At 71.3% G+C, this 25666-nt stretch carries 22 protein-coding genes; 14 read left to right on the forward strand and 8 right to left on the reverse strand.

Annotated elements, in window-relative coordinates:
- Positions 1–482 precede the first annotated feature (482 nt).
- Together AB0C46_RS33880 and AB0C46_RS33885 are read right to left on the reverse strand one after the other, a co-directional pair.
- The gene (locus tag AB0C46_RS33880; protein WP_362832563.1) at positions 483–1577 is read right to left on the reverse strand and encodes a MurR/RpiR family transcriptional regulator; all 1095 of its coding nucleotides are present in this window, start codon (positions 1575–1577) and stop codon (positions 483–485) included.
- Between the two features lie 228 nt (positions 1578–1805).
- The gene (locus tag AB0C46_RS33885; RefSeq protein WP_362832650.1) at positions 1806–3290 is read right to left on the reverse strand and encodes an aromatic amino acid ammonia-lyase; all 1485 of its coding nucleotides are present in this window, start codon (positions 3288–3290) and stop codon (positions 1806–1808) included.
- Positions 3291–3475: 185 nt separating this feature from the next.
- Here AB0C46_RS33885 and AB0C46_RS33890 point away from each other — a divergent pair, with 185 nt between their 5' ends.
- The 4 genes from AB0C46_RS33890 to AB0C46_RS33905 are packed head-to-tail and all read left to right on the forward strand — an operon-like array spanning position 3476 to position 7020.
- A complete protein-coding gene (locus AB0C46_RS33890) occupies positions 3476–4696 on the forward strand; it encodes an ABC transporter ATP-binding protein (RefSeq protein ID WP_362832564.1) in 1221 nt (406 codons plus the stop codon).
- A complete protein-coding gene (locus tag AB0C46_RS33895) occupies positions 4693–5367 on the forward strand; it encodes an ABC transporter permease (protein WP_362832566.1) in 675 nt (224 codons plus the stop codon). The genes AB0C46_RS33890 and AB0C46_RS33895 overlap by 4 nt, the downstream gene beginning before the upstream one ends.
- Positions 5368–5374: 7 nt before the next feature.
- Positions 5375–6046: an ABC transporter permease gene (locus tag AB0C46_RS33900; protein ID WP_362832567.1), complete on the forward strand. Its 672-nt coding sequence runs from the start codon at positions 5375–5377 to the stop codon at positions 6044–6046.
- A gap of 47 nt (positions 6047–6093) precedes the next feature.
- Positions 6094–7020 carry an ABC transporter substrate-binding protein gene (locus AB0C46_RS33905; protein WP_362832568.1) on the forward strand — a complete coding sequence of 309 codons (927 nt, stop codon included), beginning with the start codon at positions 6094–6096 and terminating at the stop codon, positions 7018–7020.
- On the opposite strand, the gene AB0C46_RS33910 is transcribed toward AB0C46_RS33905, so the two are convergent.
- The 3 genes from AB0C46_RS33910 to AB0C46_RS33920 all read right to left on the reverse strand — a co-directional run bounded on the left by AB0C46_RS33910 (position 6998) and on the right by AB0C46_RS33920 (position 9448).
- Positions 6998–8041: a sigma-70 family RNA polymerase sigma factor gene (locus AB0C46_RS33910; RefSeq protein WP_362832570.1), complete on the reverse strand. Its 1044-nt coding sequence runs from the start codon at positions 8039–8041 to the stop codon at positions 6998–7000. The two genes, AB0C46_RS33905 and AB0C46_RS33910, sit on opposite strands and share 23 nt — an antisense overlap.
- 187 nt (positions 8042–8228) lie before the next feature.
- On the reverse strand, positions 8229–8357 hold the full coding sequence (locus AB0C46_RS33915; protein WP_362832572.1) for a hypothetical protein: 129 nt from the start codon (positions 8355–8357) through the stop codon (positions 8229–8231).
- A gap of 47 nt (positions 8358–8404) precedes the next feature.
- On the reverse strand, positions 8405–9448 hold the full coding sequence (locus AB0C46_RS33920; protein ID WP_362832574.1) for a LacI family DNA-binding transcriptional regulator: 1044 nt from the start codon (positions 9446–9448) through the stop codon (positions 8405–8407).
- A gap of 216 nt (positions 9449–9664) precedes the next feature.
- On the opposite strand from AB0C46_RS33920, the gene AB0C46_RS33925 reads away from it, so the two are divergent.
- The 4 genes from AB0C46_RS33925 (at position 9665) to AB0C46_RS33940 (ending at position 13162) form a co-directional block, all read left to right on the forward strand.
- A complete protein-coding gene (locus tag AB0C46_RS33925) occupies positions 9665–10636 on the forward strand; it encodes an amidohydrolase (RefSeq protein ID WP_362832576.1) in 972 nt (323 codons plus the stop codon).
- The gene (locus AB0C46_RS33930; RefSeq protein WP_362832578.1) at positions 10633–11190 is read left to right on the forward strand and encodes a cysteine dioxygenase family protein; all 558 of its coding nucleotides are present in this window, start codon (positions 10633–10635) and stop codon (positions 11188–11190) included. The genes AB0C46_RS33925 and AB0C46_RS33930 overlap by 4 nt, the downstream gene beginning before the upstream one ends.
- Before the next feature lie 110 nt (positions 11191–11300).
- The gene (locus tag AB0C46_RS33935) at positions 11301–12710 is read left to right on the forward strand and encodes a cytosine permease (protein ID WP_362832580.1); all 1410 of its coding nucleotides are present in this window, start codon (positions 11301–11303) and stop codon (positions 12708–12710) included.
- Positions 12711–12751: 41 nt separating this feature from the next.
- Positions 12752–13162: a hypothetical protein gene (locus AB0C46_RS33940; RefSeq protein WP_362832582.1), complete on the forward strand. Its 411-nt coding sequence runs from the start codon at positions 12752–12754 to the stop codon at positions 13160–13162.
- Positions 13163–13502: 340 nt separating this feature from the next.
- Here the strand turns inward: AB0C46_RS33940 and AB0C46_RS33945 are convergent, their stop codons facing one another.
- Positions 13503–14891 (reverse strand): cystathionine beta-synthase, encoded by a 1389-nt coding sequence (locus tag AB0C46_RS33945; protein ID WP_362832584.1) that lies wholly within the window; start codon positions 14889–14891, stop codon positions 13503–13505.
- 197 nt (positions 14892–15088) lie between these two features.
- Here AB0C46_RS33945 and AB0C46_RS33950 point away from each other — a divergent pair, with 197 nt between their 5' ends.
- From AB0C46_RS33950 to AB0C46_RS33960, 3 genes are all read left to right on the forward strand, one after another.
- Positions 15089–16102, forward strand: a complete 1014-nt coding sequence (locus AB0C46_RS33950; RefSeq protein WP_362832586.1) for an SGNH/GDSL hydrolase family protein — start codon at positions 15089–15091, stop codon at positions 16100–16102.
- A gap of 205 nt (positions 16103–16307) precedes the next feature.
- Entirely contained in the window at positions 16308–17528 is a 1221-nt protein-coding gene (locus AB0C46_RS33955; protein WP_362832588.1) for an acetyl-CoA C-acetyltransferase, read from the forward strand.
- 746 nt (positions 17529–18274) lie between these two features.
- The gene (locus AB0C46_RS33960; RefSeq protein ID WP_362832590.1) at positions 18275–19216 is read left to right on the forward strand and encodes a hypothetical protein; all 942 of its coding nucleotides are present in this window, start codon (positions 18275–18277) and stop codon (positions 19214–19216) included.
- A 48-nt stretch (positions 19217–19264) separates the two neighbouring features.
- On the opposite strand, the gene AB0C46_RS33965 is transcribed toward AB0C46_RS33960, so the two are convergent.
- Complete coding sequence (locus tag AB0C46_RS33965; protein ID WP_362832592.1) at positions 19265–19624, reverse strand: hypothetical protein; 360 nt, start codon at positions 19622–19624, stop codon at positions 19265–19267.
- 98 nt (positions 19625–19722) lie between these two features.
- On the opposite strand from AB0C46_RS33965, the gene AB0C46_RS33970 reads away from it, so the two are divergent.
- Positions 19723–19950, forward strand: a complete 228-nt coding sequence (locus AB0C46_RS33970) for a DUF4287 domain-containing protein (RefSeq protein WP_042156435.1) — start codon at positions 19723–19725, stop codon at positions 19948–19950.
- A 144-nt stretch (positions 19951–20094) separates the two neighbouring features.
- On the opposite strand, the gene AB0C46_RS33975 is transcribed toward AB0C46_RS33970, so the two are convergent.
- Positions 20095–20982, reverse strand: coding sequence for a Bax inhibitor-1/YccA family protein (locus AB0C46_RS33975; protein ID WP_362832594.1), 888 nt, complete (start codon positions 20980–20982; stop codon positions 20095–20097).
- A 659-nt stretch (positions 20983–21641) separates the two neighbouring features.
- Here AB0C46_RS33975 and AB0C46_RS33980 point away from each other — a divergent pair.
- Positions 21642–24488 (forward strand): CDP-glycerol glycerophosphotransferase family protein, encoded by a 2847-nt coding sequence (locus AB0C46_RS33980; protein ID WP_362832652.1) that lies wholly within the window; start codon positions 21642–21644, stop codon positions 24486–24488.
- Complete coding sequence (locus AB0C46_RS33985) at positions 24488–25657, forward strand: glycosyltransferase (RefSeq protein ID WP_362832596.1); 1170 nt, start codon at positions 24488–24490, stop codon at positions 25655–25657. Before AB0C46_RS33980 ends, AB0C46_RS33985 begins: the two co-directional genes overlap by 1 nt.
- Positions 25658–25666 lie beyond the last annotated feature (9 nt).

Raw genomic sequence — 25666 nt, forward strand, 5'->3', positions numbered from 1 at the left:
GGCAGCTGGTCGGCAGCTGGGCAGCACCTGGCCGGCAGCTGGTCGGCAGCTGGGCAGCACCTGGCCGGCAGCTGGTCGGCAGCTGGGCAGCACCTGGCCGGCAGCTGGTCGGCAGCTGGGCAGCACCTGGTCGGCAGCTGGCCAGCACCTGGTCGGCAGCTGGCCAGCACCTGGTCGTCAGGCCGACACCTGTCGGCACTTGTCGGCATCTGTCGGCCCACCTGTACCGGCGGAGGATCGTAGCCAGCCAGCCAGGATGAGGATTCCTGAGACGGGGCGCGCTGAGACGGCGCCGGGGGCGAAGATCGGCCGAGGTGGTCCCGGTGGGCGGTGCCGCGGCGAGAGCACCTATGAGCACCTTGACCGCCTTGAGCACCTTGAGCGCCATGAGCGCCATGAGCGCCATGCCCCGGGCGCCGCCGGAACGGATGAGACTCGCCCCGCCCCTCGCCTCACTCCACGAACAGCCAGCCAGTCCCCGCTCACTCCACGAACAGCCCCCGCGCCGCCGCCCTCGCGTCGAATTCCTCCAGGCGGGCCTGGGCGTCCGGGAGGGCGTCGCACATCGCTTCCAGGAGGACGCGGCCCAGGAGCATGGGGGCACAGGCCGTGTCGAAGGCCAGGCCGGTGCCGACGGGGGCCGGGAGGAGCAGATCGGTGTGGTGGGCGACGGGGGCGAAGGCGCTGTCGGCGACGGTGACGACGGTCAAGCCGGCTGTGCGGGCGTACTCCAGCGCGTCGACGACCTCACGGGGGTGGCGGGGCAGCGCGAAGCACAGGAGGGCGCTCGCCCCGGCGCGTACGGCGGCGTCGATGCGGTCGGTGAGCAGGGTGCCGCCCTCGTCCAGCAGCCGGACGTCGGGGTGCACCTTGCGGGCGAAGTAACTGAAGCCGGCGGCCTGGGCGGTGGCGGCGCGCAGGCCGAGGACGGGGAGCGGTCGGGAGGCGGCGAAGAGGCGGCCGGCCTCGATCACCGGCGACGGGTCGGCGAGGGCGGCAGCGAGATGGCGGAGGTTGTCGATCTCCGCCTGCACGGCCTGCTGGTACTCGTTGTAGGAGCCGGTGTCGCCGGGCTTGTCCGTGGGGGCGACCTCGCGCAGATGGCGGCGGAGCGCCGGGTAGCCGTCGAAGCCGAGGGCGACGGCGAAGCGGGTGACGGACGGCTGGCTGACACCGGCCAGTTCGGCCAGCTCGACGCTGGAGAGGAAGGGTGCGTCGGCGGCCCGGCGCACCATGCAGTGAGCGATCCGGCGCTGGGTGGGGGTCAGCCGGTGGCCCTCGAAGAGCTTCTGGAGCCGGGCGGCGGTTCCGGTGTCCATGCCGATGTCCGCGCCGGTGTCCAGGCCAACACCCGTCCCGGGGTCCGCGCCGGTGTCCAGGCCGACATCCGTCCCGGGGTCCGCGCCGGTGTCCATGCCCACGCCCGTCCCGGTGTCCGCGCCGGTGTCCATGCCGACACCCGTCCCGGTGTCCGGCCCCGCGGCGGCCCGCGCGCCCCGCGTCGTCCCGGCCCTGCTCCGCGGCCCGTCGTCGGCCGCGCCGCCGATGCCGCCGCCGTTGTCCCCGTCCCCGCTCATCGCCTCTTCTTCCCGGCCCGGTCGGGGGCCTTGTCCTGTGTCGACCGACTGTACGGAATTCCTGACCCGCTCCGGTCCGCGTACGCCACGCGATCCAGCCGTACGGGATCACCCCGGCCGCCAGCGGCTACCCCTGACACCAGCCATCCCCCCGCCATACGACACCCCCGCGGCCCCCGCGGCCCCCGCGGCCCCCGCGACCCCCGCGGCACTCACCTGCCGTCCCCGTCACAGTTCCGCCAGCCCGTCCAGCAGGCCCGTTGCCACCGCCACGTCATCGGTCAGCGGACGGTCCTCCATCCGCGGGTCGAGGGCCTCGGCGGCGAGGGTGAAGGCGGTGGCGAGGGGCAGGCCGGGGTCGGGTTCCAGGGAGCGCATCCGCAGGGCCCGTACGGCGGCGACCAGTTCGCAGGCGAGGATCTGGCGGTAGTACGTGCAGGCGCGCAGGGTCTGGCGGGCGCCGAGGGAGGCGAAGCTGGCCTGTTCCTCGACGCCGCGGGAGAGGACGGCGTGGCCGAGGGAGGCCGGGTGGGAGACCGCGCGCATCTCGCCGAGCGCCGCGCCGGCCGCGTATTCGAGGATCATCACGCCGGAGCTGGCGGGTGCCGCGTCGCCCAGGAACGGCCGCAGCCGGGTGAAGTCGGGCTCGGAGAGCGCGGCGAGCCGGGCGGTGGACAGCCGGGCGGTCTGCAGTACGGCCAGCCGGAAGGTGTCCAGGGCGAGCACGGCATGGGCGGCGTAGAAGTTGCCGTGGTGGTAGGCGGCCTGGTCCTCGATGCTGATCAAGGGGTTTTCGGCAGCGGCGTTCACCTCGACGGTCAGTACCCCGTCCAGGGTGTCGGCGGCGTCCAGCGCCGGGCCGTGGATCTGCGGGATGCAGCGGAAGCCGTACGGGTCCTGGATACGGCCGAGGGGCGGGGTGGGGCGGGGCGGAATGCCGGAGAGGGCGCGCAGCCGGGCGGCGGCGGCCGCGGAGCCGGGGTGCGGGCGGGCGAGCAGGACCGGCTCGGCGAAGGGTTCGTAGGAGCCGCCGACCGCGAGGAGGGAGAGCGCGGCGACCGGGAGCGAGGCGGCCAGCAGCCGGCGCAGTTCGTCGAGGGCGAGCGCGGACTGGCCGAGGGTGAGGGCGTTGCTGCTGATCAGGGCGAGGGCGTCGTTGTTGTCGAGGGCGATGGGGGCGGGGGCCCGGCCGCCGGACGCGCAGTGCCAGGGGTGTTCACCGGCCAGCGCGAGGCCGGTCTGGGCGAGCGCGGCCAGGTCGCCGGTGCCGACGGCGCCGTGTTCGTTGACGACGGGGTGGGCGCCGGTGTCCAGGGCGGCGAGGAGCGAGGTGATGACGGCGGGGTTCAGGCCGGCGCCGCCCGCCAGCAGCTGGTTGGCGCGTACGGCGAGCATGGCCCGGACCTCGCGGGCGGGCAGCGGGTCGCCGATCGCGCCGGCGTGGCTGCGCAGCAGCCGCAGTCCGTGGTCGGCGCCGGCGGCCCCGACGTCCTCCGTGCGGTTGGCGCCGACGCCGGTGCTGCGCCCGTAGACCCGGCCGGTGGCGGCGAGGCGGCGGGCGGTTTCCCAGGATTCCTCGGCGCGGGCGAAGGCCTTGGGGTCGGGCGCCGTGGGGTGTGCGGTGCGCTCGGCGAGGGCGGCGATGTCGGTGGGGCGCAGAGCGCTGCCGTCGAGTGTGATGCGCCGGCCGGATCGCCGGCCGTTGTCCAGCATGTGAGAAACCAAGGGGCTCAACTCCCTCTTATAACGCGCTTTGTATACGGAAGTCCGACACCTCTTTCCGTACGGTGAGCCGAAGTAACAGGCGATATAACAGGCGATTCACTTCCGCCTATTGACTTCTATTCACGTGCCTAAGACTCTGCATGACCATATGCAGGCCGGGCAAGGGGCAGCGGATGATCAAGTTCGACGCAGTCAGCAAGCGATACCCGAATGGCACCACCGCCGTGGACGGGCTGTCCCTGGACCTTCCCGAGGGCGGCGTCACCGTCCTCGTCGGCTCGTCGGGATGCGGCAAGACGACCACCCTGCGGATGGTCAACCGCATGGTCGAGCCGACGTCCGGCACGATCAGCGTCGGCGGCCGCGACATTCTGGAGGCGGACGCCGCCGAGCTGCGCCGCGGCATCGGCTACGTCATCCAGCAGTCCGGTCTCTTCCCTCACCGTACGATCCTGGACAACATCGCGACTGTTCCGCTGCTGCTCGGCTGGGGCAAGCGCAAGGCCCGCGCCCGCGCCGCCGAACTGCTGGAACTGGTCGGTCTGCCCGCCGACGCCGGCAAGCGCTATCCGCACCAGCTCTCCGGCGGCCAGCAGCAGCGCGTCGGCGTCGCCCGTGCGCTCGCCGCCGACCCGCCGGTCCTGCTGATGGACGAGCCGTTCGGTGCGGTCGACCCGGTCGTCCGCACCCAGCTGCAGAACGAGCTGCTGCGGCTCCAGGAGGAGCTGCGCAAGACGGTCGTCTTCGTCACCCACGACATCGACGAGGCGGTCCGGCTGGGCGACCGGATCGCGGTCTTCCGCACCGGCGGCCGGCTCGTCCAGTGCGCCGCGCCCGCCGAGCTGCTGGCCCGTCCGGCCGATGACTTCGTCGCCGACTTCCTGGGCGCCGAGCGCGGGCTGAAGCTGCTCTCGCTCACCACCCTCGCGGATGTCCCCTACGCGCCCGGCCAGGAGATACGCGCGGACGAGCCGGTCGGCAAGATATCCCGCAACGGCGGCCGCTGGCGCCTGGTGACCTCCCCGCGCGGGGAACCGCTGGGGTGGCTGGACACCGACGCACTGCCCGCCGGCGGCACGGCCGGCGAGGCTCCGCTGGAGGCCGTCCGGCCGCTGCGCGACACCGACTCGCTCCTCTCTGCGCTCAACGAGGCGGTCTCCTCCCCCGCCGCCGCGGTCGCCCGGGTCACCGCCGACGGTGTGCTGACCGGTCTCACCTCCCGCGACGCCATCCACGAACGGGCGGGCCGCAGCCACGCGGAGGCGGGCCGGGCGGCGGCCGCCACAGAACCCGCCCCGGCGCCGCCCGCCTCCAAGGACTCCGGGGACGCCGCGCCCCTCAAGTCCGCTTCCACGCCCCTCAACTCCGCTTCCGCCCCGGAGCGCTCCGCATGACCATCGAGTGGGGCTGGTTCCCCGACCACGCCGACGAGATGGCCCGGCTCACCGCTGACCATCTCGCCACCGCCGTGCCCGCCGTCCTCCTCGGCCTGCTGATCGCACTGCCGCTGGCGGTCCTCGCACACCGCGTACGGCCGCTGCGCGGCTTCATCCTCGGTGCGTCCAACATCCTCTACACCATCCCCTCCCTGGCCTTCTTCGTCCTGCTGCTGCCGGTCACGGGGCTGACCCGCACCACCGCGATCGTCGGTCTGACCGCGTACACCCTGGTCGTGCTGGTGCGGAACACCGTCGAGGGCCTGGACGCGGTCCCGGTCAAGGCCCGCGAGGCCTCCCAGGCGATGGGGACCCGGCCGCTGCGCACCCTGCTCACCGTCGAACTGCCGCTCGCCCTCCCGGTGATCATGGCGGGCGTACGGGTCGCCACCGTCATGTCGATCTCCCTGGTCAGCGTGGCCAGTTACATCGGTTACGGCGGCCTCGGCCAGCTCTTCACGGACGGCTTCCAGCGCAACTACCCCACCCCGGTCATCGCCGGTGTGGCCCTGACCCTGCTGCTCGCCCTGGTCGCCGACGCGCTGCTGGTGACCGTCCAGTGGCTGTGCACCCCCTGGCGCCGCGGCACCTCCCGGCAGCGCACCTCTCTGTGGCGGAAGGCAGCGTGACGCGCCGATGCTCGAACTCCTGAAGAACCTCGCCGCCTGGCTGACCAGTCCGGCCCAGTGGTCCGGCCCCGAGGGCATCGCCACCCGCATCCTGGAGCACCTGGAGTACTCGGTGCTCGCCACCCTCGCCGCGGCCGTGATCGCGCTGCCGATCGGCCTGCTCATCGGGCACACCGGCCGCGGCGCCTTCCTCGCCGTCAACCTCTCCTCCTTCGGCCGGGCGCTGCCCACCGTCGGCCTGGTCACCCTGGTGTTCCTGGCGGGCGGGCTGAGCGTCTGGCCGGTGTATGTGTCGCTGGTCGCGCTCGCCGTGCCCGTGATCATCACCAATACGTACGCGGGCATGGCGGCCGTCGACCCCGAGGTCAAGGACGCCGCCAAGGGCGTGGGGCTGCGCGGCCGCCAGGTGCTCTGGCAGGTCGAACTCCCGCTCGCGCTCCCGCTGATCATGACGGGCGTACGGCTGGCGACCGTGCAGGTCGTCGCCACCGCCACCATCGCCGCCTACGTCAGCTTCGGCGGGCTGGGCCGCTATGTCTTCGACGGTCTGGCACAGCGCGACCTGGTGCAGGTCCTCGGCGGTGCGGCCCTGGTCGCCGTGCTCGCCGTCGCCGCCGACCTGGCCCTGGGCGGCCTCACCCGGCTGCTGTTCCGCGGCCGCCCGGCCACCGCCCGCTGAGCATGCGCCGCCCCCGTCCCCTCCGTACGTCCCGAGGAGTCCCGCCCATGAACCGCCGTACCGTCCTGACCACGCTCCTCGCGGGCGCCTCGGCCCCGCTGCTGGCCGCCTGTTCCTCCGGCATCACCTCCCTCAAGGGGGACGGTGCCGGCGGGGACAGCGGCAGCAGCAGCGGCGGACTGACCATCGGCACCGCCAACTTCACCGAAAACCAGATCCTCGGCTACCTCTACGCGGGCGTGCTGAATGCCACCGGGGTCAGAACCACCGTCAAGCCCAACCTCGGCTCCCGCGAGATCGTGGTCCCCGCGCTGCGCTCCGGCGATATCGATCTGCTCCCCGAGTACCAGGGCAGTCTGCTGCTCTACCTCGACAAGAAGGCCACCGAGACCGAGGCGGGCGCGATGCAGAACGCGCTGGCCACCGTGTTGCCGAACGGCCTCGAAGTCCTCCCGTACGCCGCCGCCGAGGACCGCGACAGCTTCGCCGTGACCCGGGAGACCGCCGACCGCTACGGGCTGAAGACGCTCGCCGATCTGCGCAAGGTCAACGGCAGGCTGGTCTTCGGCGCCGCCGCCGAGATGAAGAAGCGGGTCGTCGGGCTCGTCGGCCTCAAGGAGCAATACGGCGTGGAGTTCAAGGAGTTCAAGGCGCTGGACTCGTCCGGTCCGCTGGTCAAGGGCGCCCTGAAGAAGGGCGACATCGATATCGCCAATGTCTTCACCACCGATGTCGACACCGCGGAGAACGGCTGGGTCCTGCTCGGCGACCCCAAGCAGCTGATCCCCGCCCAGCACATCGTCCCGCTGATCGCCTCCCGCAAGGCCGACTCCAAGGTCCGCAAGGCCCTCGCCCGCCTCGGCAACACCCTCACCACCCCGCAGCTCACCGAGCTCAACCGCCTCGTCGACAAGGAGAAGCGCGACCCGGACCGGGTGGCCGAGGCCTGGCTCAAGAAGCAGAAGCTGAGCTGACCCCGGCGGGGCCGCCGTAGCGGAGCGGAAGGCCGAACAGCGGGAACAGCCGCGCGGTGTCCAGGAAGGACTGCAGTGCGGTGATCCGGCCGTCCGCCGTCTCGATGACCTGGATCGCCCAGGGCGCGCCGTCCGCGCGGTACTGCCCGAACGCCGGCCGGCCGTTCGCCCTGACCGGCACCAGATGCGACCCCTCGCAGCCGTCGCCCGGCCCGAGCAGCCACTTCAGGATGTCGGCGCGGCCGCGCAGCCACAGTGCGTACGGCGGCATGGACAGCGTGGAGTCCTCGTGCAGCACGGCCGTGAGCGCGTCCATGTCGAACCGCTCGAAGGCGTCCACATAGCGCCGGAGCAGCGCCTGCTGGGCGTCGTCCAGGGGCTGCGGCGAGGCGTCGACGGTGGTGTCACCGGACGCGGCGAGGGTGGCACGGGCCCGCTGCAGCGCGCTGTTGACCGAGGCGACCGAGCTGCCCAGCAGCTCGGCGACCTCGCTCGCCGACCAGCTGAGCACCTCCCGCAGGATCAGCACTGCCCGCTGCCGGGGCGCCAGCCGCTGCAGCGCGGAGATGAAGGCGAGCCGGATCGACTCCCGGGCGACGGCGGTCTCCGCCGGGTCCCCGGCGGACGCCAGCACCCGCTGGTCCGGGACGGGCCCGATCCAGGTCATCTCGGGCAGCCCCGTGCCGATGGGGGCGTCCACGCTCGACGGGGAGGCGAGATCCATCGGCCGGGCCCGGCGCTGGCTGCCCTTGAGCAGGTCCAGGCAGACATTCGTGGCGATCCGGTAGAGCCAGGACCGCAGCGAGGCGCGCCCCTCGAACCGGTCGTAGCTCCGCCAGGCCCGCACCATCGTCTCCTGCACGGCGTCCTCGGCCTCGAACGCCGATCCCAGCATCCGGTAGCAGTAGCCGGTCAGCTCGGTACGGTGCGCCTCCAGCCGGTCCGCCGGCTCCCCCTGCGGGACGCCCGGTCCGCCGCCGTCCGCCGTCGCGGCGGCGCTCTGCGCCGTGGCTTCGCTCATCGAGGACCGTTTCATCGAGGACCCGCCCATCCGCCCGTCGGCCGACCGGTACACACGCCCCGACCGTACCGGAGCGCCCGGCACCAGTCTGCTCCTCGGCGCTGCCCCGTGCAGCCGGAGACCTCACGCAGGGAACGGGCAAAGGCGGGGCCGGGGAACCTCGGCCCGGCCCGCCCTCGGCCTCCGGTCATCTGCGCAGCTGACGGCCGCGCAGGGCTCGTCCGACGACCGCACCGGCCAGGATGCTCACCAGGAGCCGGACGGGTTCCGTCACACCGGAGAACACGGTGTGCGTGAGCACAAAGACCAACCCCACCGCGAGAAGCTACGGCGGGTCCGGCCACCCCCGTAAAGGCCAGGGCGTCACTGCCGCCGGGGCTCCGCCGCCGACCCCCGCTCCGAGAGGCGCGGGGCGCACAGGATGCGCTTGCGGCGGACCCGGCGGCCCTCGATCGCGGCGACCGCGAGGCGGGCGGCTTCCTTGGCGATGCCGGTCAAGCCCCAGTCGACGGTGGTCAGGGGCGGGGTGAGAACCCGGGAGACGGGGTGGTCGTCGAAGCCGACGACGGAGAGGTCGCGGCCGACGGTGAGGGAGGCCTCGGCGGCGGCCGCGTAGACGCCGTAGGCGATGGAGTCGGAGAAGCAGAAGACGGCGGTGGGCGGGGCGAGCGCACCGGCCGGGCGGCGGCCGTCCGGGCTGTTGGCCAGGACCCGCCGGGCCACCGCGGTCGCCGCGTCCAACTCCTGGGGGCAGGGCAGGACTTCGGCCTCGATGCCGAGCCGGTCGGCGGCCTCGCGGACATAGACATCGGCGGGGCGGTCGGGGGTGGAGGGGCCGGTGGGGGTGAGCACGGTGACCCGGCGGTGGCCCAGCCCGCGGAGGTAGTCGAGGACGGCGTCGATGCCCGCCCGGTTGTCGAAGAGCACCTCGCCCGCCGTACGGGCCCGGCTCAGCGCATCGCCGATGGAGACCACCGGCACGGCGTCGGCGATCTTCGACCAGCCCTCGGCGGACGGATCGACGGGGGAGACCAGCAGCCCGTCCACCCGCTGGTCGCGCAGCTGCTTGGCGAGGGTCAGTTCGCGTTCCGGGTCGCCGCCCGCGTCGAGGATCAGCGCATAGCGGTCACCGGCCAGCAGCTCGCGCCCTATGGCCGCCATCAGCTGCTGCTGCCACAGGTCCTGCAGATCACCGGCGAGCACACCGACCGTGCTCGTACGGCCGCTGGCGAGCGCGCGGGCGATCGGGTCGGCCTCGTAGCCGAGCTCGGCGGCGGCCTTGCGCACCCGCTCCTCGGTCTCCTTGGAGACATGCTTGCCGCGCAGCGCGTAGGAGACGGCGGCGGTGGAGAGTCCGGTGGCCTCGGCCACCTCGCGGAGGGTGGTGCGCTTATTGGGCCTGGCCATGCCCGGAAGCCTACCCAAGGAGGGCCCCGCCCCCGTCCACAATGCGGCGTTCCCGGGGGCGTCCGCGGCTCGGCGGATCCGGTGCGGCCTTGACAGCGACTCCTGTTAACCGCTTCACTTAAACGCATCAGTTAATCGGTTAAGTGAAGCGGTTCAGGGCGGCGGGCCATGCCGCTTGTGCCGTCCGTCCGACCGCGCCGTCCCGGAGGGAGGCCCGTGCCCACCGACGTCCACCAGCACATCTGGCCACCCGAGTTCCTCGCCCTGCTGCGGTCCCGCACCGCGCCGCCCCGGCTCGACGGCTGGACGCTGCACCTGCCCGGTGAGCCGCCGTACGCCGTCGACCCCGCCGACCACGACATCGCGGCCCGCGCCCGGCTCGCCCGCGCCGACGGCCTGGACCTCGCCCTGGTGTCGCTCTCCAGTCCGCTCGGCATCGAATATCTGCCGCCCGCGGAGGCCGCCCCCCTGCTCACCGCGTTTCACGACGGCGCGCTGGACCTGCCTGCCCCCTTCGGCGTCTGGGCCTCGGCCTGCCTCTCCGCCCCCGAGCCGGACACCGAGGCGCTGCGGCGCGAGCTGGCGCGCGGCTGCGTGGGCCTCCAGCTCCCCGCCACCGCACTGCTCGACGCCGCGGGGTGGGCCCGCTGCGCACCGCTGCTGGACGTCGCCGCCGAGCAGGACACACCGCTCTTCGTCCACCCCGGTGCGGCTCCGCCCGCCGACGCCGCCGCGCCCGCCTGGTGGCCCGCCCTGGTCCCGTACATCCAGCAGCTGCACGCCTCCTGGTTCGCCTTCCGCGCCTTCGGCCAGCCGCGCCACCCGGACCTGCGGGTCTGCTTCGCCGCGCTGGCCGGCCTGGCGCCGCTGCACGGTGAGCGGCTGGTCGCGCGCGGCGGCGGCCGGGACCGCGGCCGGGTGGACCGCCACGCCTTCTACGAGACGTCCTCCTACGGAACCCGTGCGGTGGACGCCCTCGTGCGGGCCGTCGGCATCGATGTGGTCGTCAGCGGCAGCGACCGCCCGTACGCCCAACCCGTCGCCCGCCACCACCCTCCACGGGAAGCGCTGCGCGCTGCACCTCTTGATCCCGTCCTCCCCGACCTCGGCGGGGACGCCGCCGTCCACGCCCTGCGCCACACCAACCCGGCCCGCCTGCTGGGCCCGACGAAAGGAGCCCGCCCATGACGGACACCGCCTCCCAGGCCGACGCCGCCCGTGAGGTCCCCGACGGCGAGCAGCCGTTCACCGCACTGCCCGAGCGCACCCTCGACAAGCGCGAGCTGCATGCCCTGGTCGACGAGCTCGCCGCCCGCCCGGACCTGTGGCGCGAGCAGGTCGCGTTCTCCGACACCGAGCGGCACTACGCCTCGCTGTACCGCGACGCGTTCGTCGACGTCTGGCTGCTGTGCTGGACCCGGCAGAACGACACCGGCTGGCACGACCACGACCTCTCCTCGGGGGCAGTGCGTGTCGTCCAGGGCGTCCTGACCGAGTCCAACCCCCGGATCGGCGGCGAGCATCTGGCCACCGCGGTCGGCGCGGGCTCCTCGTTCTGCTTCGGGCCGGACCATATCCACCGCCTCACCGGCGCGACCGACGACGCGGTGTCGGTGCACGCCTACTCGCCACCGCTGTGGCGCCTGGGCCAGTACGACATCACCGAGGACGGGCTGATGCGGCGGGTCTCGGTCTCGTACGCGGATGAACTGCGGCCGATGGACGCGACGGCAGCCGCCTGAGCCGTCCGTTACCAGTAATTAACCGCGGTAATCGATCCCACCTATTGACCTTCCATTCATCGACCTCGATCCTGCATGAATCCATACAGGCGGCGACCCGAGGCGGATTCATGGCAGGTGTGGTCGAACAGCGCTCCATCGACGTCGTCCCCGACGACGAACGGCACGGCAGCGCGGTCAGCCAGTTCACCCTCTGGCTGGGCGCCAACCTCCAGATCACCGCCGTCATCACCGGCGCCCTGGCCGTCGTCTTCGGGGCGAACGCCTTCTGGTCACTGATCGGGCTGCTGCTCGGCAACCTCCTGGGCGGCACGGTGATGGCACTGCACTCCGCGCAGGGGCCGCGGCTCGGACTGCCGCAGATGATCACCTCCCGGGCCCAGTTCGGGGTGCGCGGTGCGGTGGTCCCGCTGGCGCTGGTCATCGTGATGTACATCGGCTTCTTCGCCAGCGGCAGCGTGCTGGCCGGGCAGGCGGTCGGCGAGCTGACGCACCTCGGCGCGACGCCGGGGATCGTGCTCTTCGCCGCGGTCACCGCCGTCGCCGCGGCCGTCGGCTACCGCCTCATCCACACCCTCGGCAAGATCGCCGGCCTGGTCTGCGCGCTGGCCTTCGTCTACCTCGGCATCCGGCTGGTGCAGCGCGCCGACCTCGGCACCCTCCTCGCCGACCACCGCTTCGGGCTGCCGGTCTTCCTGCTCGCCGTCTCGCTCTCGGCCTCCTGGCAGCTGGCGTTCGGCCCGTACGTCGCCGACTACTCGCGCTACCTCCCGCGGCACACCTCGGCGCGCGCCACGTTCTGGTGGACGCTGTCCGGCTCGGTGCTGGGCTCGCAGTGGTCGATGACGTTCGGCGCGCTGGCGGCCGCCGCGGCGCCGGCCGCGTTCGTGGGCCACGAGGTCGGCTACATCGTCGGCCTGGGCGGCACCGGACTGATCGCCTCGTTCCTCTACTTCGTCATCGCCCTCGGCAAGCTCACCATCAACATCCTCAACACCTACGGCGGCTTCATGTCGCTGGTCACCAGCGTCAGCGGCTTCCGCGGGCAGCGCACCCTGACAGCCCGCGGCCGCTCCGCGTACATCGCCGGGATCATGGTGGCCGGCACCGCCGTCGCGCTCCTGGGCAAGGACTCCTTCCTGACGTCCTTCAAGGACTTCCTGCTCTTCCTGCTGACCTTCTTCACGCCCTGGTCGGCGATCAACCTCGTCGACTACTACCTGATCTCCAAGGAGCGTTACGACATCCCGGCGCTCAGCGACCCGGCCGGCCGCTACGGCGCCTGGAACGTGCGGGCCCTGACGGTCTATGTCCTCGGGGTGCTCGCCCAGCTCCCGTTCCTGGTCACGCACTTCTACACCGGCCCGCTGGTGGCACCGCTCGGCGGCGCCGACATCTCCTGGCTCGTCGGACTCGCCGTACCGGCCGTCCTGTACTGGCTCGCCGCCCGTCACGACACCGCGCGCACGGCGCCCGGCACGCTCCACGAGGACCGCTCCCCCGCCGAATTGGGGGGTTAACCCCAGCGCGCCGCCCGCCCGCCGCCCGTAATCTCGGCAGCATGGCGACACACGACCCCGATCTGCGCAAAGAACTCGATGCGACCCTCCAGACGCGCAAAGAGCTGGGGCCGGAGTACGAGTCGGAGCTCCTGGAGTCCTTCCTGGAGAAGCTGGACACGCACGTCGACCGGCGGGTGCGGCGGCAACTCGCCGAGCAGCAGGTCCAGGTGGCGCGCGGCACCCGGCCGCCGCGCGGCGCGGGCGCCGGCAGGGATTTCTGGGAACGGTTCGGGTTCGCCGCCCTCTCCCTGGTGCTGGCCGTCCCGCTGTCCGCGATCGCCCTCGGTGCCGGGCTGCCGGGACTGCTGGCGGCCTGGGCCGGGATCGTCGGCGTCAACGCGGTCCACAGCATGGACCTGCGGAATCTGCTGCGCCCGCGTACGGACCGCCGCGACGGCGCAGGGGACTGAGGCTCCGGCGGGAGCGGACGGGGAGAGGTGGCGGGGACCGCCGCACCCCGGCCGGAGCCGGGGGCGGGACGACGGCGGTCCCCGCAGGGGACGCGCGCCGGGTCAGGGCCGGTCGTCGCGTCCGGGCGGCGACGGTGGAGGTCCGGGAGCCGCTCCGGAGGTCCGTGTCGCCGTACCTCCAAGGTGCCCGACGCGTGTTAAGCGCGTGCTGCGAGCACATGACGCATACGTACACCTTGCGGTGACGGCCCGTTTCCTGACGGCCCTTTGACGCCGTGACGGATGCGGGAACGGGTCGCGGCCGGGGCACCCGGCGGCCGCCGGGTGCCCCGAACCACTGCTACTTGCCGGCCTCGCGCGCCAGATAGGCCAGCAGGTCCTGCCGGCTCACCACGCCCTTCGGCTTGCCCTCGACGAGGACGATCGCGGCGTCCGCGGTCTCCAGGACCGCCATCAGATCGGCGACCGGCTCGCCCGAGCCGACCTGCGGCAACGGCGAGCTCATGTGCTTCTCCAGCGGGTCGGTCAGCGAGGCGCGCTGGGTGAACAGCGCGTCCAGCAGCTCGCGCTCGACGACCGAGCCGACGACCTCGGCGGCCATCACATCGGGGTGCCCGGCGCCCGGCTTGACGATGGGCATCTGCGAGACGCCGTACTCGCGCAGCACCTCGATCGCCTCACCGACGGTCTCCTCCGGGTGCATGTGCACCAGCGAGGGCAGCGCGCCCTCCTTGTGCTGCAGCACCTCGCCGACCCGGGCGGCGGGGCCGCCCTCCTCCAGGAAGCCGTAGTCGGCCATCCACTCATCGTTGAAGATCTTGGAGAGATAGCCGCGGCCGCTGTCCGGCAGCAGCACGACCACCACATCGTCCGGGCCGAGCTTCGCGGCGACCTCCAGCGCACCCACCACGGCCATCCCGCAGGAGCCGCCGACCAGCAGGCCCTCCTCCTTGGCCAGCCGCCGGGTCATCTGGAAGGCGTCCTTGTCCGAGACCGCCACGATCTCGTCCGCGACCGTACGGTCGTACGCCGTCGGCCAGAAGTCCTCGCCGACGCCCTCGATCAGGTACGGGCGCCCGGAGCCGCCGCTGTAGACCGAGCCCTCCGGGTCGGCGCCGATGACCTTGACCTTGCCGTCGCTGGCGTCCTTCAAAAAGCGGCCGGTGCCGCTGATCGTGCCGCCGGTGCCGACACCCGCCACGAAGTGGGTGATCCGCCCGTCCGTCTGCGCCCACAGCTCCGGACCGGTGCTCTCGTAGTGGGAGCGCGGGTTGTTCGGGTTGCTGTACTGGTCAGGCTTCCAGGCACCGGGCGTCTCGCGCACCAGCCGGTCCGAGACGTTGTAGTACGAGTCCGGGTGCTCGGGGTCCACGGCGGTCGGGCAGACCACCACCTCGGCACCGTAGGCCCGCAGCACATTGATCTTGTCCGTGGACACCTTGTCCGGGCAGACGAAGATGCACTTGTAACCCTTTTTCTGGGCGACGATCGCCAGGCCCACACCGGTGTTGCCGGAGGTGGGCTCGACAATGGTGCCGCCCGGCTGCAGCTCACCCGACTGCTCGGCGGCCTCGATCATCCGCACGGCGATCCGGTCCTTGACCGACCCGCCGGGGTTGAAGTACTCGATCTTCGCCAGGACGGTGGCCTGGATACCTCGAGTGACATTGTTGAGCCGCACCAGCGGGGTGTTGCCGACTAGCTCAATCATCGATTCGTAAAACTGCACGGTGGTCTCCGCGGTCGGGGGCACGCTCTCCTGCGCCCGTGCGGCCAGCCTATTGCCCGGGTCCGTTAGAGGAGGAGTGCGTTGCGTTCCGTGCAGGAACGGGCAACACCCTGTTGTAGGAGTTCTTGCCGATTCAAGCGCGCGTCCGGCCCCCGGGGCCGGGGCGCGCCCGCGCTGCACGGGGAGGTGCCCGGCCCATGCCGATGACGATGTCCAGGGCCAGAGTGGCACGGCGGATCGCCACCGCCGCCGCGTTCGGCGGCGGCGGGGTCGGGCTGCTCGGCGTCGCCACCGTCGGGGTGCTGCTGACCGAGGTCCGGCTGGCCCGCCGTACGGTCGGCGGCTCCAGCGACATTCCACCGTGCGCCGACGGCCGCTACGGCGCCGCCTTCGGCCACCGCACCGACCGCCCGCCGCTGCGCCTGGGCTTCCTCGGCGACTCCACCGCCGCGGGCCAGGGGGTGCACCGCGCCTCCCATACTCCGGGCGCCCTGCTCGCCTCCGGCCTGGCCGCGCTCTCCGAGCTGCCCGTCGACTTCCGCAATGTGGCGCTGCCCGGCGCGCAGTCCGACGACCTGGAGCGTCAGGTGGAGCTGATGCTGGCGGAGGGCACCGCGGTCCCGGACGTCTGCGTCATCATGATCGGCGCCAACGACGTCACGCACCGGATGCCGCTCGCGCAGTCCGTGCGCCATCTCTCCGAAGGGGTGCGCAGACTGCGCGCGGCAGGCTGCGAGGTGGTCGTCGGCACCTGCCCTGATCTGGGCAGCGTCGAGCCGGTCTACCAGCCGCTGCGCTGGGTGGCCCGGCGGCTCTCCCGGCAGCTGGCCGCCGCCCAGACCATCGGGGTGATCGAGAGCGGCGGCCGCACGGTCTCCCTCGGCGATCTGCTCGGCCCCGAGTTCGAGGCGCATCCACGGGAGCTGTTCGGGCCGGACAACTACCACCCGTCGGCCGAGGGCTACGCCACCGCCGCGATGGCCGTGCTGCCGACGCTGTGCGCCTCACTCGGCCTGTGGCCGGAGGAGGAGCGTCCGGAGCCGTCCCGTGGCGAGGGCATCCTGCCGGTCGAGCAGGCGGCCGCCGAGGCGGCTTCCGAGGGCGGCACGGAGGTCACCGCCTCCCGGGCCCCCTGGGCGCTGCTCAAGCACCGCAGGCGCCGTCAGCTGCCGGCGGCGGAGACGACGGATCCGTCGTCCGTCACCCCGTGAGGGACCGGGCGGCGGCCCGGCGGTGAGCGACGCGCGGGGGAACGGGGCGGGGCCGTACGGGAATACCCGGCGGCCCCGCCCCGTTCCCATAAGCGCCCGCTTAGAAAAGAGGCCCGCATCACAGCACGCACCCCGTGACCTCAGCAGTACGTGCAGGTAACTTCCCTCACAGTCCGCCCTTTTCCCGCGCACCTGGAGCCGTGTGATGCCCGAAGCCGTGATCGTCTCAGCCGCCCGCTCCCCGATCGGCCGCGCCTTCAAGGGCTCGCTGAAGGATCTGCGGCCGGACGACCTGACCGCGAAGATCATCGAAACCGCGCTCGCCAAGGTCCCCGAGCTGGACCCCACCGACATCGACGACCTGATGCTCGGCTGCGGCCTCCCCGGCGGCGAGCAGGGCCACAACCTCGGCCGCATCGTGGCCGTCCAGATGGGGATGGACCACCTCCCGGGCTGCACCATCACCCGCTACTGCTCCTCCTCCCTCCAGACGACCCGCATGGCGCTGCACGCCATCAAGGCCGGTGAGGGCGATGTCTTCATCTCCGCCGGCGTCGAGACGGTCTCGCGCAGCATCAAGGGCTCCTCCGACGGCCTGCCGGACACCCACAACCCGCTCTTCGCCGACGCCGAGGCCCGTACCGCGGCGCGCGCCGAGCAAGAGGGCGCCGACTGGCACGACCCGCGCGCGGACGGCCTGATCCCGGACGCCTACATCTCCATGGGCCAGACCGCGGAGAACCTCGCCCGTCTCAAGGGCGTCACCCGACAGGACATGGACGAGTTCGGCGTGCGGTCCCAGAACCTCGCCGAGAAGGCGATCAACGACGGCTTCTGGGAGCGGGAGATCACCCCGGTCACGCTGCCCGACGGCACTGTCGTCGCCAAGGACGACGGCCCGCGCGCCGGCGTCACCGTCGAGGGCGTCTCCGGCCTCAAGCCGGTGTTCCGCCCCGACGGCCTGGTGACCGCCGGCAACTGCTGCCCGCTGAACGACGGCGCCGCGGCGCTGGTCATCATGTCCGACACCAAGGCGCGCGAGCTGGGCCTGACCCCGCTGGCCCGGATCGTCTCCACCGGCGTCTCCGGCCTGTCGCCCGAGATCATGGGCTACGGCCCGGTCGAGGCCAGCAAGCAGGCCCTGCGCCGCGCCGGCCTCTCGGTCTCCGACATCGACCTGGTCGAGATCAACGAGGCGTTCGCCGCCCAGGTGATCCCGTCCTACCGCGACTTGGGCATCGACCTGGACCGCCTGAACGTCAACGGCGGCGCGATCGCCGTCGGCCACCCCTTCGGCATGACCGGTGCCCGCATCACCACCACCCTGATCAACTCCCTTCAGTGGCACGACAAGCAGTTCGGCCTGGAGACGATGTGCGTGGGCGGCGGCCAGGGCATGGCGATGGTCATCGAGCGGCTGAGCTGAGCTGTAGCGGAGGGTAGGGGTCGGGTGCGAGGTACGAGTGCCCGGCACCTGCCCGCAGCGGAAGCGAAGCTCAGCGCGACCACAAGCACGAGCGGCTGAGCTGAGCTGTAGCGGAGGGTGGAGGGGCCGGCCTGTCGGCTCCTCCCCGGCCCACCCCACGGGTGTGCGCGACAAAACGGACCAACTTCCGCCCCGCGCACACCCTTCGCGCTCGAATGAACACGGGCGGCGACACGGCGTGACGTGCGCCACTCGGTAACGAGATCGCGACCCAATCTCCCCCAGGATTGTGACCAACGCCCTGGGGGAGCAGTGTTCTTGCAGGTCAGCACGGGGGCACCCACACATACGAGCCCCCACTCCCCCTCCATTTCGGGACATAGGGCACGAGGTGCGGTCGCCGACCACCCGCAGGCTGATGTAGGAAGTCGGAGAACATTCTGCTAACGGGAGTACGCCGGTGACCGAGCCGCTACCAGGTGTGATCCCGAGCGAGCGCGTCAAGGGGTCACCCCGTCCGACCGGCCGGGGTGAAGTCCGTGTACCGATGCGCGGCCTGTGGGACCAGGGCCGCCGAGCGAAGTGGGGAGGACGCATGAGCGAGCGCCCCGAGCGAATCGAGAGGTGCGCGTCTCGCGCATGCGAGACCGAACGGAGAGAGGTTTCGGCGTGAGCGAGCCCAGCGAGCGAACCATTGAAGGGGGCGCGCCTCGCGAATGCGGGGCCGAGCGAAGCGAGGTTTCGGCATGAGCGTCACCACCCTGGTCCTGCTGCTGGCCGCGGCCACCGCCGTGGCGCTGGGCGCCGCCGCCCTGCGCACCGCCCGCGCCCTGCGCCGCCAGATCGCCGAGCTGCACACCGAGCTCCTCGCCGCCCGCCAGGACACCGCGGCCGACGCCGCGGCGCACCCGGCCACCGCGGCCATCCCGGCCGCCCGCACCGTCCCGGCCGCCGAGACCCCCCTCGCGGACATACGTGCCGCCGTCGCGGACGCTCTGGCCGAGGAGCGCGAGCGCGAACTGGCCGAGGCGCGCGCCTTCTGGGCCGCGCAGGAGGCCCGGGACGCCGCCGACGCCCCGTCCCTGCTCGGCGGGCTCGTCGGCCTCGGCGACGAGGGCCTGCTGGACCAGCGCGAGCTGTCCGAGCGCCCGGAGTCCGACCGGCTCGACATCCAGCCGTTCCTGCCGCGCCAGGCGGATCTGGCCGGCCTGGAGCCGCTGCTGGGCCCGGACGCCCTGGAGGCGATGGAGTCCATGGAGGCGCTGGAAGCCCTGGACGCGCCGGAGTTGGAGCCGGTCGAGGAGACCGAGTCCGCCGAGCTGGCCGCCGCGCGCCGGCGCCACCCCTCGCACCCGGACTTCTCCCCGTCCCCGGTGATCAGTGATCATGAGCGCACCGTGGCACGCCTGGAGGAGCTGGCACAGGAGGCCACCCCGCTCGCGGACGTCCGCCCCGGCCCGCTGGGCACCCTGGACGTCTATGTCTTCGCCGACGGCACCACGCTCTGTCTGACCCCCGGGCAGCGCGAGACCGCGGAGCGCGTGGCGAGCGCACTGCACGCGGGGCGCACCCCCGTCCTGCTGGGCGGCTCCGGTATCTCCGGGGCGTACGCGCTGACCTTCTCCTGGGGCGAGACCCGCGAGGAGAGTGTCTACATCCTCGCGGACCGCGTCATCGCCTCGCTCTGACCGCGGCACGGCGGGCCTGGGCCGACAGGCCCCTGGGGGTGTCTCCCCCTAGCAGCGGTCCGCCACCGCCCGAACGCATCGCACGGCCTCCGCCAGTTCGTCGGCGGGGGCCACTTTCGCGTCAGAGTCCGCCGTTCCGTCGGCCGTCCGCGCCGCCGCGGCGCGCAGCGCCTCGACCAGGTCATGGCCGGCCACCGCCAGCTGGTCGCCGGCCGCGAACATCCCGGCGTCCGGCAGCTCGTACGGGGGTTCTCCCGGCCGCTCGATCAGCTGCGCCCGGGTCGCCAACTGCCGTGCCAGTGCGAGCCCTTCGGCTGCGGCGCCGCGGTCGAGCCTGCTCTGGGGCAGCGCGCGGAGGCGGTCGGCGAGGGTGTCCACGGCGGTCTGCAAGGGGGTCACGTCAAGCACGCCGTGAGCCTATGCGCCACTCCCGGGTGGTTGCCAACGCCCGAACGCTCAGGCACGGTGGGCGGAAGAACCAGCATCGACCGCGTCCGGAGGCGCCGATGTCTCAGCTCTTCTCCGAAGAGACCCACCGGAACATGCTCTCCCGTATCCCGCACTGCACCGGCCGGGAAATCTCCGACTGGCTCCGCACCGTTGACGAGGGCCCCGCCCTCTTCCGTTTCGATGAAAAGGTCAGCTGGCTCCGCGGCGAGCACAACCTCGCCTACGGCCACGCCAAGGCAATCGTCCACGAATACGATCTCAGGCGCGCCGCGCGCAAGTTCTGATCCACCAGGCCGGGCTCGGTGCCGGTCCGGTTCAGGACACGCACCCCACCCGGCACTCCGCACACCGAAGGGCCCGCGGGCAGTTTGCCCACGGGCCCTTCGACGGTGACGTACGACGCATGGCGCGCCCGGCGGTCCGGGCCGTCAGTCGCCCCGGAGGATCGAGATCAGCCGCAGCATCTCCATGTAGATCCACACCAGCGTCAGCGTCAGACCGAACGCCGCCAGCCAGGACTCCTCGCGCGGAGCGCCGTAGGCGATGCCGTCCTCGACCTGCTTGAAGTCCAGCGCCAGGAAGAGCGCACCGAGGACCACGCCCACGACGCCGAAGAGGATGCCCAGCGGACCGCTGCGGAAGCCGAGGCCCTCGCCGCCGGCGAACACCATGAACAGCAGGTTGACCAGCGACAGCAGGACGAAGCCCATCGCCGCGATCATCACGAAGCGGGTGAAGCGGGCGGTGACCCGCACGATCCGCGTCTTGTAGGCGACCAGCATGGCGACGAACACCGCCATCGTGCCCAGCACCGCCTGCATGGGGGCGCCGTTCATCTTCGGCAGGTCGTTGATGAAGCCGCTCAGCGCACCGAGGAAGAGGCCCTCGAGCGCCGCGTACGCCAGGATCAGCGCGGGCGACGGCTTGCGCTTGAAGGACTGGACCAGCGCCAGCACCATCGCGACCAGACCGGCCCCGATCGCGAAGCCGAGGCTCTGGGTCAGGAACAGCCAGCCGACGGTGGCACCCGCGACGACCGTGCCGAGCGTCATGCCTGTGCGCGCGACGACATCGTCCATCGTCATCGGGCGGGTCTGCGGCGTGTGCTGCGGCGGTGCCTGGGTGACGTTCTGCTGGCCCTGGGCGTACGGGTTGGTCGCGTCCGGTGCGTAGGGGTTGCCGCCCTGCGCGTAAGGGTTCGCTCCGGCGTACGGGTTCGCGGCGGGGCCCCCGGCCTGCGGCGGCGCGTTGAAGCCCGCGTAGCCGGTGTCGCGGCTGAACCCCCGTCGCGAGAAGACCGGGTTGCTGCTCCTCATCTCACTCCTCCATGGCCGCCCTGCGCGGCCTTGACGGCAAGCGTAATGGCTTGGCAAAAGCGCGTCGCTAGTTCTTGAGCAGGATCTTTCCCTGAACCCGGGACGGCACATCCGCCATGAGGAGGACGTGCGGGCCGCCGCAGACGTGCCCGGTGCGGGGCCCGGACCGCGTCGCGCCGCCGTCCCGCCGCCCCGCCGTCTCACCCTCACACCGTCCGGTCCCGGGCATTCCGGGTATTCGATCTCTTGCCACCGTCCTGTCGCCTTCTTGCCACCCTCTTGTCATCGTCTGTTGTCGTCGTCCGTTGCCGACGGGCGGCGCCGTCGCACTCGAACTGGGATTTCCTTCTGCTCCGTCCGGGGCTCCTTCCCTCTGCCGCCCGAACGGAATCCGATTAATGTCTGATCGCAACGGACGTCACAGGACGCGGCAGGCAACCGATTCGCGGGAGGGGCCGTCTTCCCTGCTGGCCGGAGCTTGCCCTGGTGGGTGGATCTGCAGGGCTGACGCATGGTCAAGATCCGAACCCCGGAGTGCCCCATCTCGATGCTCCCGTGACTCACCTTCCGTAACGCTATGGGCGCGATCGGTTGTAATCCGAGGGCACAGATAGGGCTATTCTGGCGGGAAACAGCAGCGAAAGAGGGTTGAGGTGCCTGTGCCTGACGTCTCAGTAGTCGTCATCGTCTACAACGACGCCGACCGGTTGCCGACCGCGGTCCAGTCCGTGCTGGATCAAACGCTCCGGGACGTCGAGGTGGTGATCGTCGACGACTGCAGCACCGACCGCTCTTTCGAAGTGGCCCAGCGGCTCGCGGCCGACCACCCCGAGCGGGTCAGGGCCTTCCAGCTGCCGGAGAACAGTGGTGGCTGCGGCGAGCCGCGCAACGCGGGCATCCAGCGCACCCGGGGCCGCTACGTCATGTTCCTGGACAGCGATGACGTCCTGGAAGTCAATGCGTGCCGGAACATGCTGGAGGCCGCCGAGAAAACCGGCTCCGACATCGTTTCCGGTCTGTGTGTGCGGATGCACCGGGACACCCGCAATCAGAAGCGGGACGAGTGGTATTCCTGGCTGTATTCCACCACCCGCACCGTCGATTCCGTAACGGAATTGCCGGACCTGTTCGTGTGGGACACCCTCTCCACCAACAAGTGCTACCGGCGCGATTTCCTCATCGAACACAATCTCCGCTTCGCCAAGGGATTGTTCTACGAGGACCTGCTGTTTATCGCCGAGGCCTACCTCGTAGCGGAACGCATCACCCTGATTCCCAATCAGGTCTATTTCTGGAACGTCCACACGCAGGGCGCCGTGAAATCGGTGTCAAACCGCCGGCACGAGATGACGAATTACATCCACCGGCTGGAGGTCCACAAGCGGATCGACGCCATGCTGGCGGAGCGCGGGCTGACCGACATAAAGCGTGCCAAGGACGTGAAATTCCTCAAGCACGACCTGGTGCTGCATCTGCGGGACCTGCCGTTCCGCGATGATTCCTATCGCCAGGAGTTCTCCGAGCGCTCCCGCGAATACCTTGAGAGCATCGCCCCCGAGGCGTATGAGCGGGTCCAGCCGATACAGGCCATCTGCACCTACCTGCTCCAGCAGGGTGACTGGGACCACCTGATCCCGGCGGTCGACACACTCATCAACCGCGACAAGATCTCCTCGCCGCTCACCGAGCACGACGGCCGGATCTACTGGTGCGACGGATATTTCGACGATGCGTTCGGGCGCCGGATGCTGGACGTGACCGACATCGGCTACCACGAGAAGCCGGTCAACCAGCTGTTCCTGCGCAATCAGCTCACCCGCTTCAGCTCGTCCGGCCGAGCGGTCTCGCTGACCGGCCGGATCACCAATCCGCTCGGCGTCATCCCGCCCGGCACCCGGCTCAAGGGCCAGCTGGAGTTCAGTGCCCGGCGGCGCAGCCTGCAGTCCTTCCACTTCCCGGTGCACGAGCTGCGCCACGAGGGCGACGCCATCCACTGGGAGGCCGCCGCGGACCTCACCGCGAAGCTGCGCCCGCTCGGCATCGTCGACACCATCTGGGACGTACGGCTGCGCCTGGACGTGGACGGGGTGCGCACCACGACCCGGCTCACCGTCGCCGACACCGGGCTGTCCGGTCCGCTGCCGGTGCGGCCGCGGCTGACGCGGATGGTCGCCGACCACCTCGAACCGCATGTCTCGGCCAAGGGGCATCTGGCATTCCGCCTGGTCAGCGAGGGCCAGAGCGCCGAGCGCGTCCAGGAGCTGATCACCCGCGGGGTGCGCGGCAAGCCGGGGACGCTGGCCAAGACCGGCTACCGCAAGGCGAAGGCGCTGCGCAAGAAGGTCACCTCCGGCGACAACAAACTCCGCGCCTACCACGAGGTGTTCTGCCGGCTGCCGGTCAAGAAGCGCACGGTGGTCTTCGAAAGCCACCTGGGCAAGCAGTACAGCGACAGTCCGCGCGCCCTCTACGAGGAGATGCGCCGGCAGGGCCTGGACTTCGAGGCGATCTGGTCGTACGCCGGGTCCCCGAAGGACTTCCCGAAGGACGCCACGCTCGTCAAGCGCTGGTCGCTGCCGTATCTCAAGGCGCTGGCACAGGCCGAGTTCTGGGTGGACAACCAGAGTTACCCGCTCAAGCTCACCAAGCGCCCGGAGACCACCTACCTCCAGACCTGGCACGGCTCGGCGCTCAAGAACATGGGCTTCGACCTGCCGGCGCTGAAGGCACAGACCCGCCAGCAGCAGGCGGAGCAGCAGCGCTCGCTGGACCGCTTCGACCGTTTCCTGGTCCGCTCCGAGCACGATGTGCACACCCTGGCCAGGGCTTTCCGGCTCAAGGAGAAGACGCTGCTGCGGGTGGGTTACCCGCGCAATGACGCCCTGGTACAGGCCCGGCAGCGGGAGGCCGAACAGGGAGTGCGTGAACGCGGGCCGCTGGCCGCGGAGTTGGGCATTCCCGAGGACCGGACCGTACTGCTTTACGCACCGACGTTCCGCAAGGCGGGCGGCCGGCACGGGCGCTTCGAATTGCCCTTCGACGTGGAGCGTTTCGCCGATCAGTTCGGCGACCGCTATGTCCTCCTGGTGCGTTCGCACTACCTCAATCATGTGGTGCTGCCACCGACCGTGCAGGGCCGGGTCATCGACGTTTCGGCGCGCCACGATGTGACGCCCCTGCTGGAGCTGGCCGACGGGCTGATCACCGACTATTCGTCGGTGATGTTCGACTACGCGCTGCTCGACCGTCCGCTGGTGTTCTTCACCTACGACTACGACGAGTATGTGCACGAGGGCCGCGGCACCTACTTCGATCTGCTGGAGCATGCACCGGGCCCGGTGGTCCGTACCGAGGAAGATTTCCACGAGACGATCAAGTCGTTCGAGTCGCAGGCGCTGGAATACGCGCAGAGCCGCAAGGAATTCGTCGCCAGGTTCGGCGAATACGACCGGGGCGACGCCGCACGGAGCATCGTCGATCAGTTTTTTGCGCAGTGGAGCCGTTGATGACCAAGTCGAACGCAGCCGAGCCGCGGGACATCTTCTTCGTGTCCAACAGCGTCAACGAGGTGGGCGGGGTCACCAGTTGGTCGCACCAGATGGCGCGGCTGTTCAGCGAGCGGGGCCACCGGGTGCACATCGTCGGCGTGGTGCCGCCCCCCGAGGGACGGGTCCACGAACTGGCCCCCGACGTGCCGTTCCGGACCACCACGCTCTACGCCGAGCACCCTCCGGCCGTGACCCCCGTCCGCGGCCTCAAAGACAAGCTCAACGTCGTCGAGCAGCGCCGCCGGGCGGCCCGGGAAGCCGGGATGCGTGAGCAGGCGGCCAAGCTGAGCGCGCTGTTCCGGTCGGCCAAGCCTGGCGGTGTGGTGATCGTCACTCAGGTGTGGGCCATGGAATGGGTCGCGCTGGCCGACACCGCGGGTCTGACGGTGATCGGTATGAGCCATGAATCCTTCGACACCTGCCGCAAGTCCTCCCGCTTCGCCCGGGTCAAGCGGTTTTACCAGGACGTCGACCGGATGCTGACGCTCACCCGGGAGGACGCGGACCGCTGGATCCGGCAGCGGATGGACAACGTCGGCTTCATGCCGAACCCGCTGCCCTTCTTCCCCGAGGTGCCCTCGGACCGCTCCCACAAGTGCGTGGTCAGCATCGGCCGGCTGCACGAAGAGAAGGGCGTGGACCTGCTGTTGGAGGCCTGGGCCAAGGTCGCCCCGCAGCACCCCGACTGGACGCTGCGGGTCTACGGCTCCGGCGAGGAAGAAGAAGCGCTGCGCAAGCAGGCCGCGGAGCTGGGCATCGCCGCGACGGTCGCGTGGATGGGCCGGACCGGTGATGTGCCCGGCGCGCTGCGGGAGAGCGCGGTCTTCGCGCTCAGTTCGCGTGGTGAGGGCTTCCCGCTGGCGCCCATGGAGGCGATGGCGACCGCCGTGCCGTGTGTGGCGTTCGATGTGGCGCCGGGCGTCCACGAGATCATCACGGACGGCGTGGACGGATTCCTCGCCCCGCCGGGCAATATCGCCGAATTCGCCCGGCATCTCGACGCCCTGATGACCGACAAGGAGCTTCGGGACACGATGGGCGAAGCGGCCCGGGAGAACATCCAGCGGTTCTCCACGGAGGAGATTGTCGGCCGCTGGGAGAGCTTGTTCGGGCTCGTGGAGCGCTGAGCCGACAAC

It is taken from the genome of Streptomyces sp. NPDC048637, assembly GCF_040650675.1.
In the GTDB taxonomy this organism is placed as follows: Bacteria; Actinomycetota; Actinomycetes; order Streptomycetales; family Streptomycetaceae; genus Streptomyces.

Bases quoted from the DNA above. Each gene is read 5' to 3' on its own strand.
- AB0C46_RS33880 (WP_362832563.1), bottom strand. From the start codon at position 1,577: ATGAGCGGGGACGGGGACAACGGCGGCGGCATCGGCGGCGCGGCCGAC.
- AB0C46_RS33885 (WP_362832650.1), bottom strand. From the start codon at position 3,290: ATGCTGGACAACGGCCGGCGATCCGGCCGGCGCATCACACTCGACGGC.
- AB0C46_RS33890 (WP_362832564.1), top strand. From the start codon at position 3,476: ATGATCAAGTTCGACGCAGTCAGCAAGCGATACCCGAATGGCACCACC.
- AB0C46_RS33895 (WP_362832566.1), top strand. From the start codon at position 4,693: ATGACCATCGAGTGGGGCTGGTTCCCCGACCACGCCGACGAGATGGCC.
- AB0C46_RS33900 (WP_362832567.1), top strand. From the start codon at position 5,375: ATGCTCGAACTCCTGAAGAACCTCGCCGCCTGGCTGACCAGTCCGGCC.
- AB0C46_RS33905 (WP_362832568.1), top strand. From the start codon at position 6,094: ATGAACCGCCGTACCGTCCTGACCACGCTCCTCGCGGGCGCCTCGGCC.
- AB0C46_RS33910 (WP_362832570.1), bottom strand. From the start codon at position 8,041: ATGAGCGAAGCCACGGCGCAGAGCGCCGCCGCGACGGCGGACGGCGGC.
- AB0C46_RS33920 (WP_362832574.1), bottom strand. From the start codon at position 9,448: ATGGCCAGGCCCAATAAGCGCACCACCCTCCGCGAGGTGGCCGAGGCC.
- AB0C46_RS33930 (WP_362832578.1), top strand. From the start codon at position 10,633: ATGACGGACACCGCCTCCCAGGCCGACGCCGCCCGTGAGGTCCCCGAC.
- AB0C46_RS33935 (WP_362832580.1), top strand. From the start codon at position 11,301: ATGGCAGGTGTGGTCGAACAGCGCTCCATCGACGTCGTCCCCGACGAC.
- AB0C46_RS33940 (WP_362832582.1), top strand. From the start codon at position 12,752: ATGGCGACACACGACCCCGATCTGCGCAAAGAACTCGATGCGACCCTC.
- AB0C46_RS33950 (WP_362832586.1), top strand. From the start codon at position 15,089: ATGCCGATGACGATGTCCAGGGCCAGAGTGGCACGGCGGATCGCCACC.
- AB0C46_RS33955 (WP_362832588.1), top strand. From the start codon at position 16,308: ATGCCCGAAGCCGTGATCGTCTCAGCCGCCCGCTCCCCGATCGGCCGC.
- AB0C46_RS33960 (WP_362832590.1), top strand. From the start codon at position 18,275: ATGAGCGTCACCACCCTGGTCCTGCTGCTGGCCGCGGCCACCGCCGTG.
- AB0C46_RS33970 (WP_042156435.1), top strand. From the start codon at position 19,723: ATGTCTCAGCTCTTCTCCGAAGAGACCCACCGGAACATGCTCTCCCGT.
- AB0C46_RS33975 (WP_362832594.1), bottom strand. From the start codon at position 20,982: ATGAGGAGCAGCAACCCGGTCTTCTCGCGACGGGGGTTCAGCCGCGAC.
- AB0C46_RS33985 (WP_362832596.1), top strand. From the start codon at position 24,488: ATGACCAAGTCGAACGCAGCCGAGCCGCGGGACATCTTCTTCGTGTCC.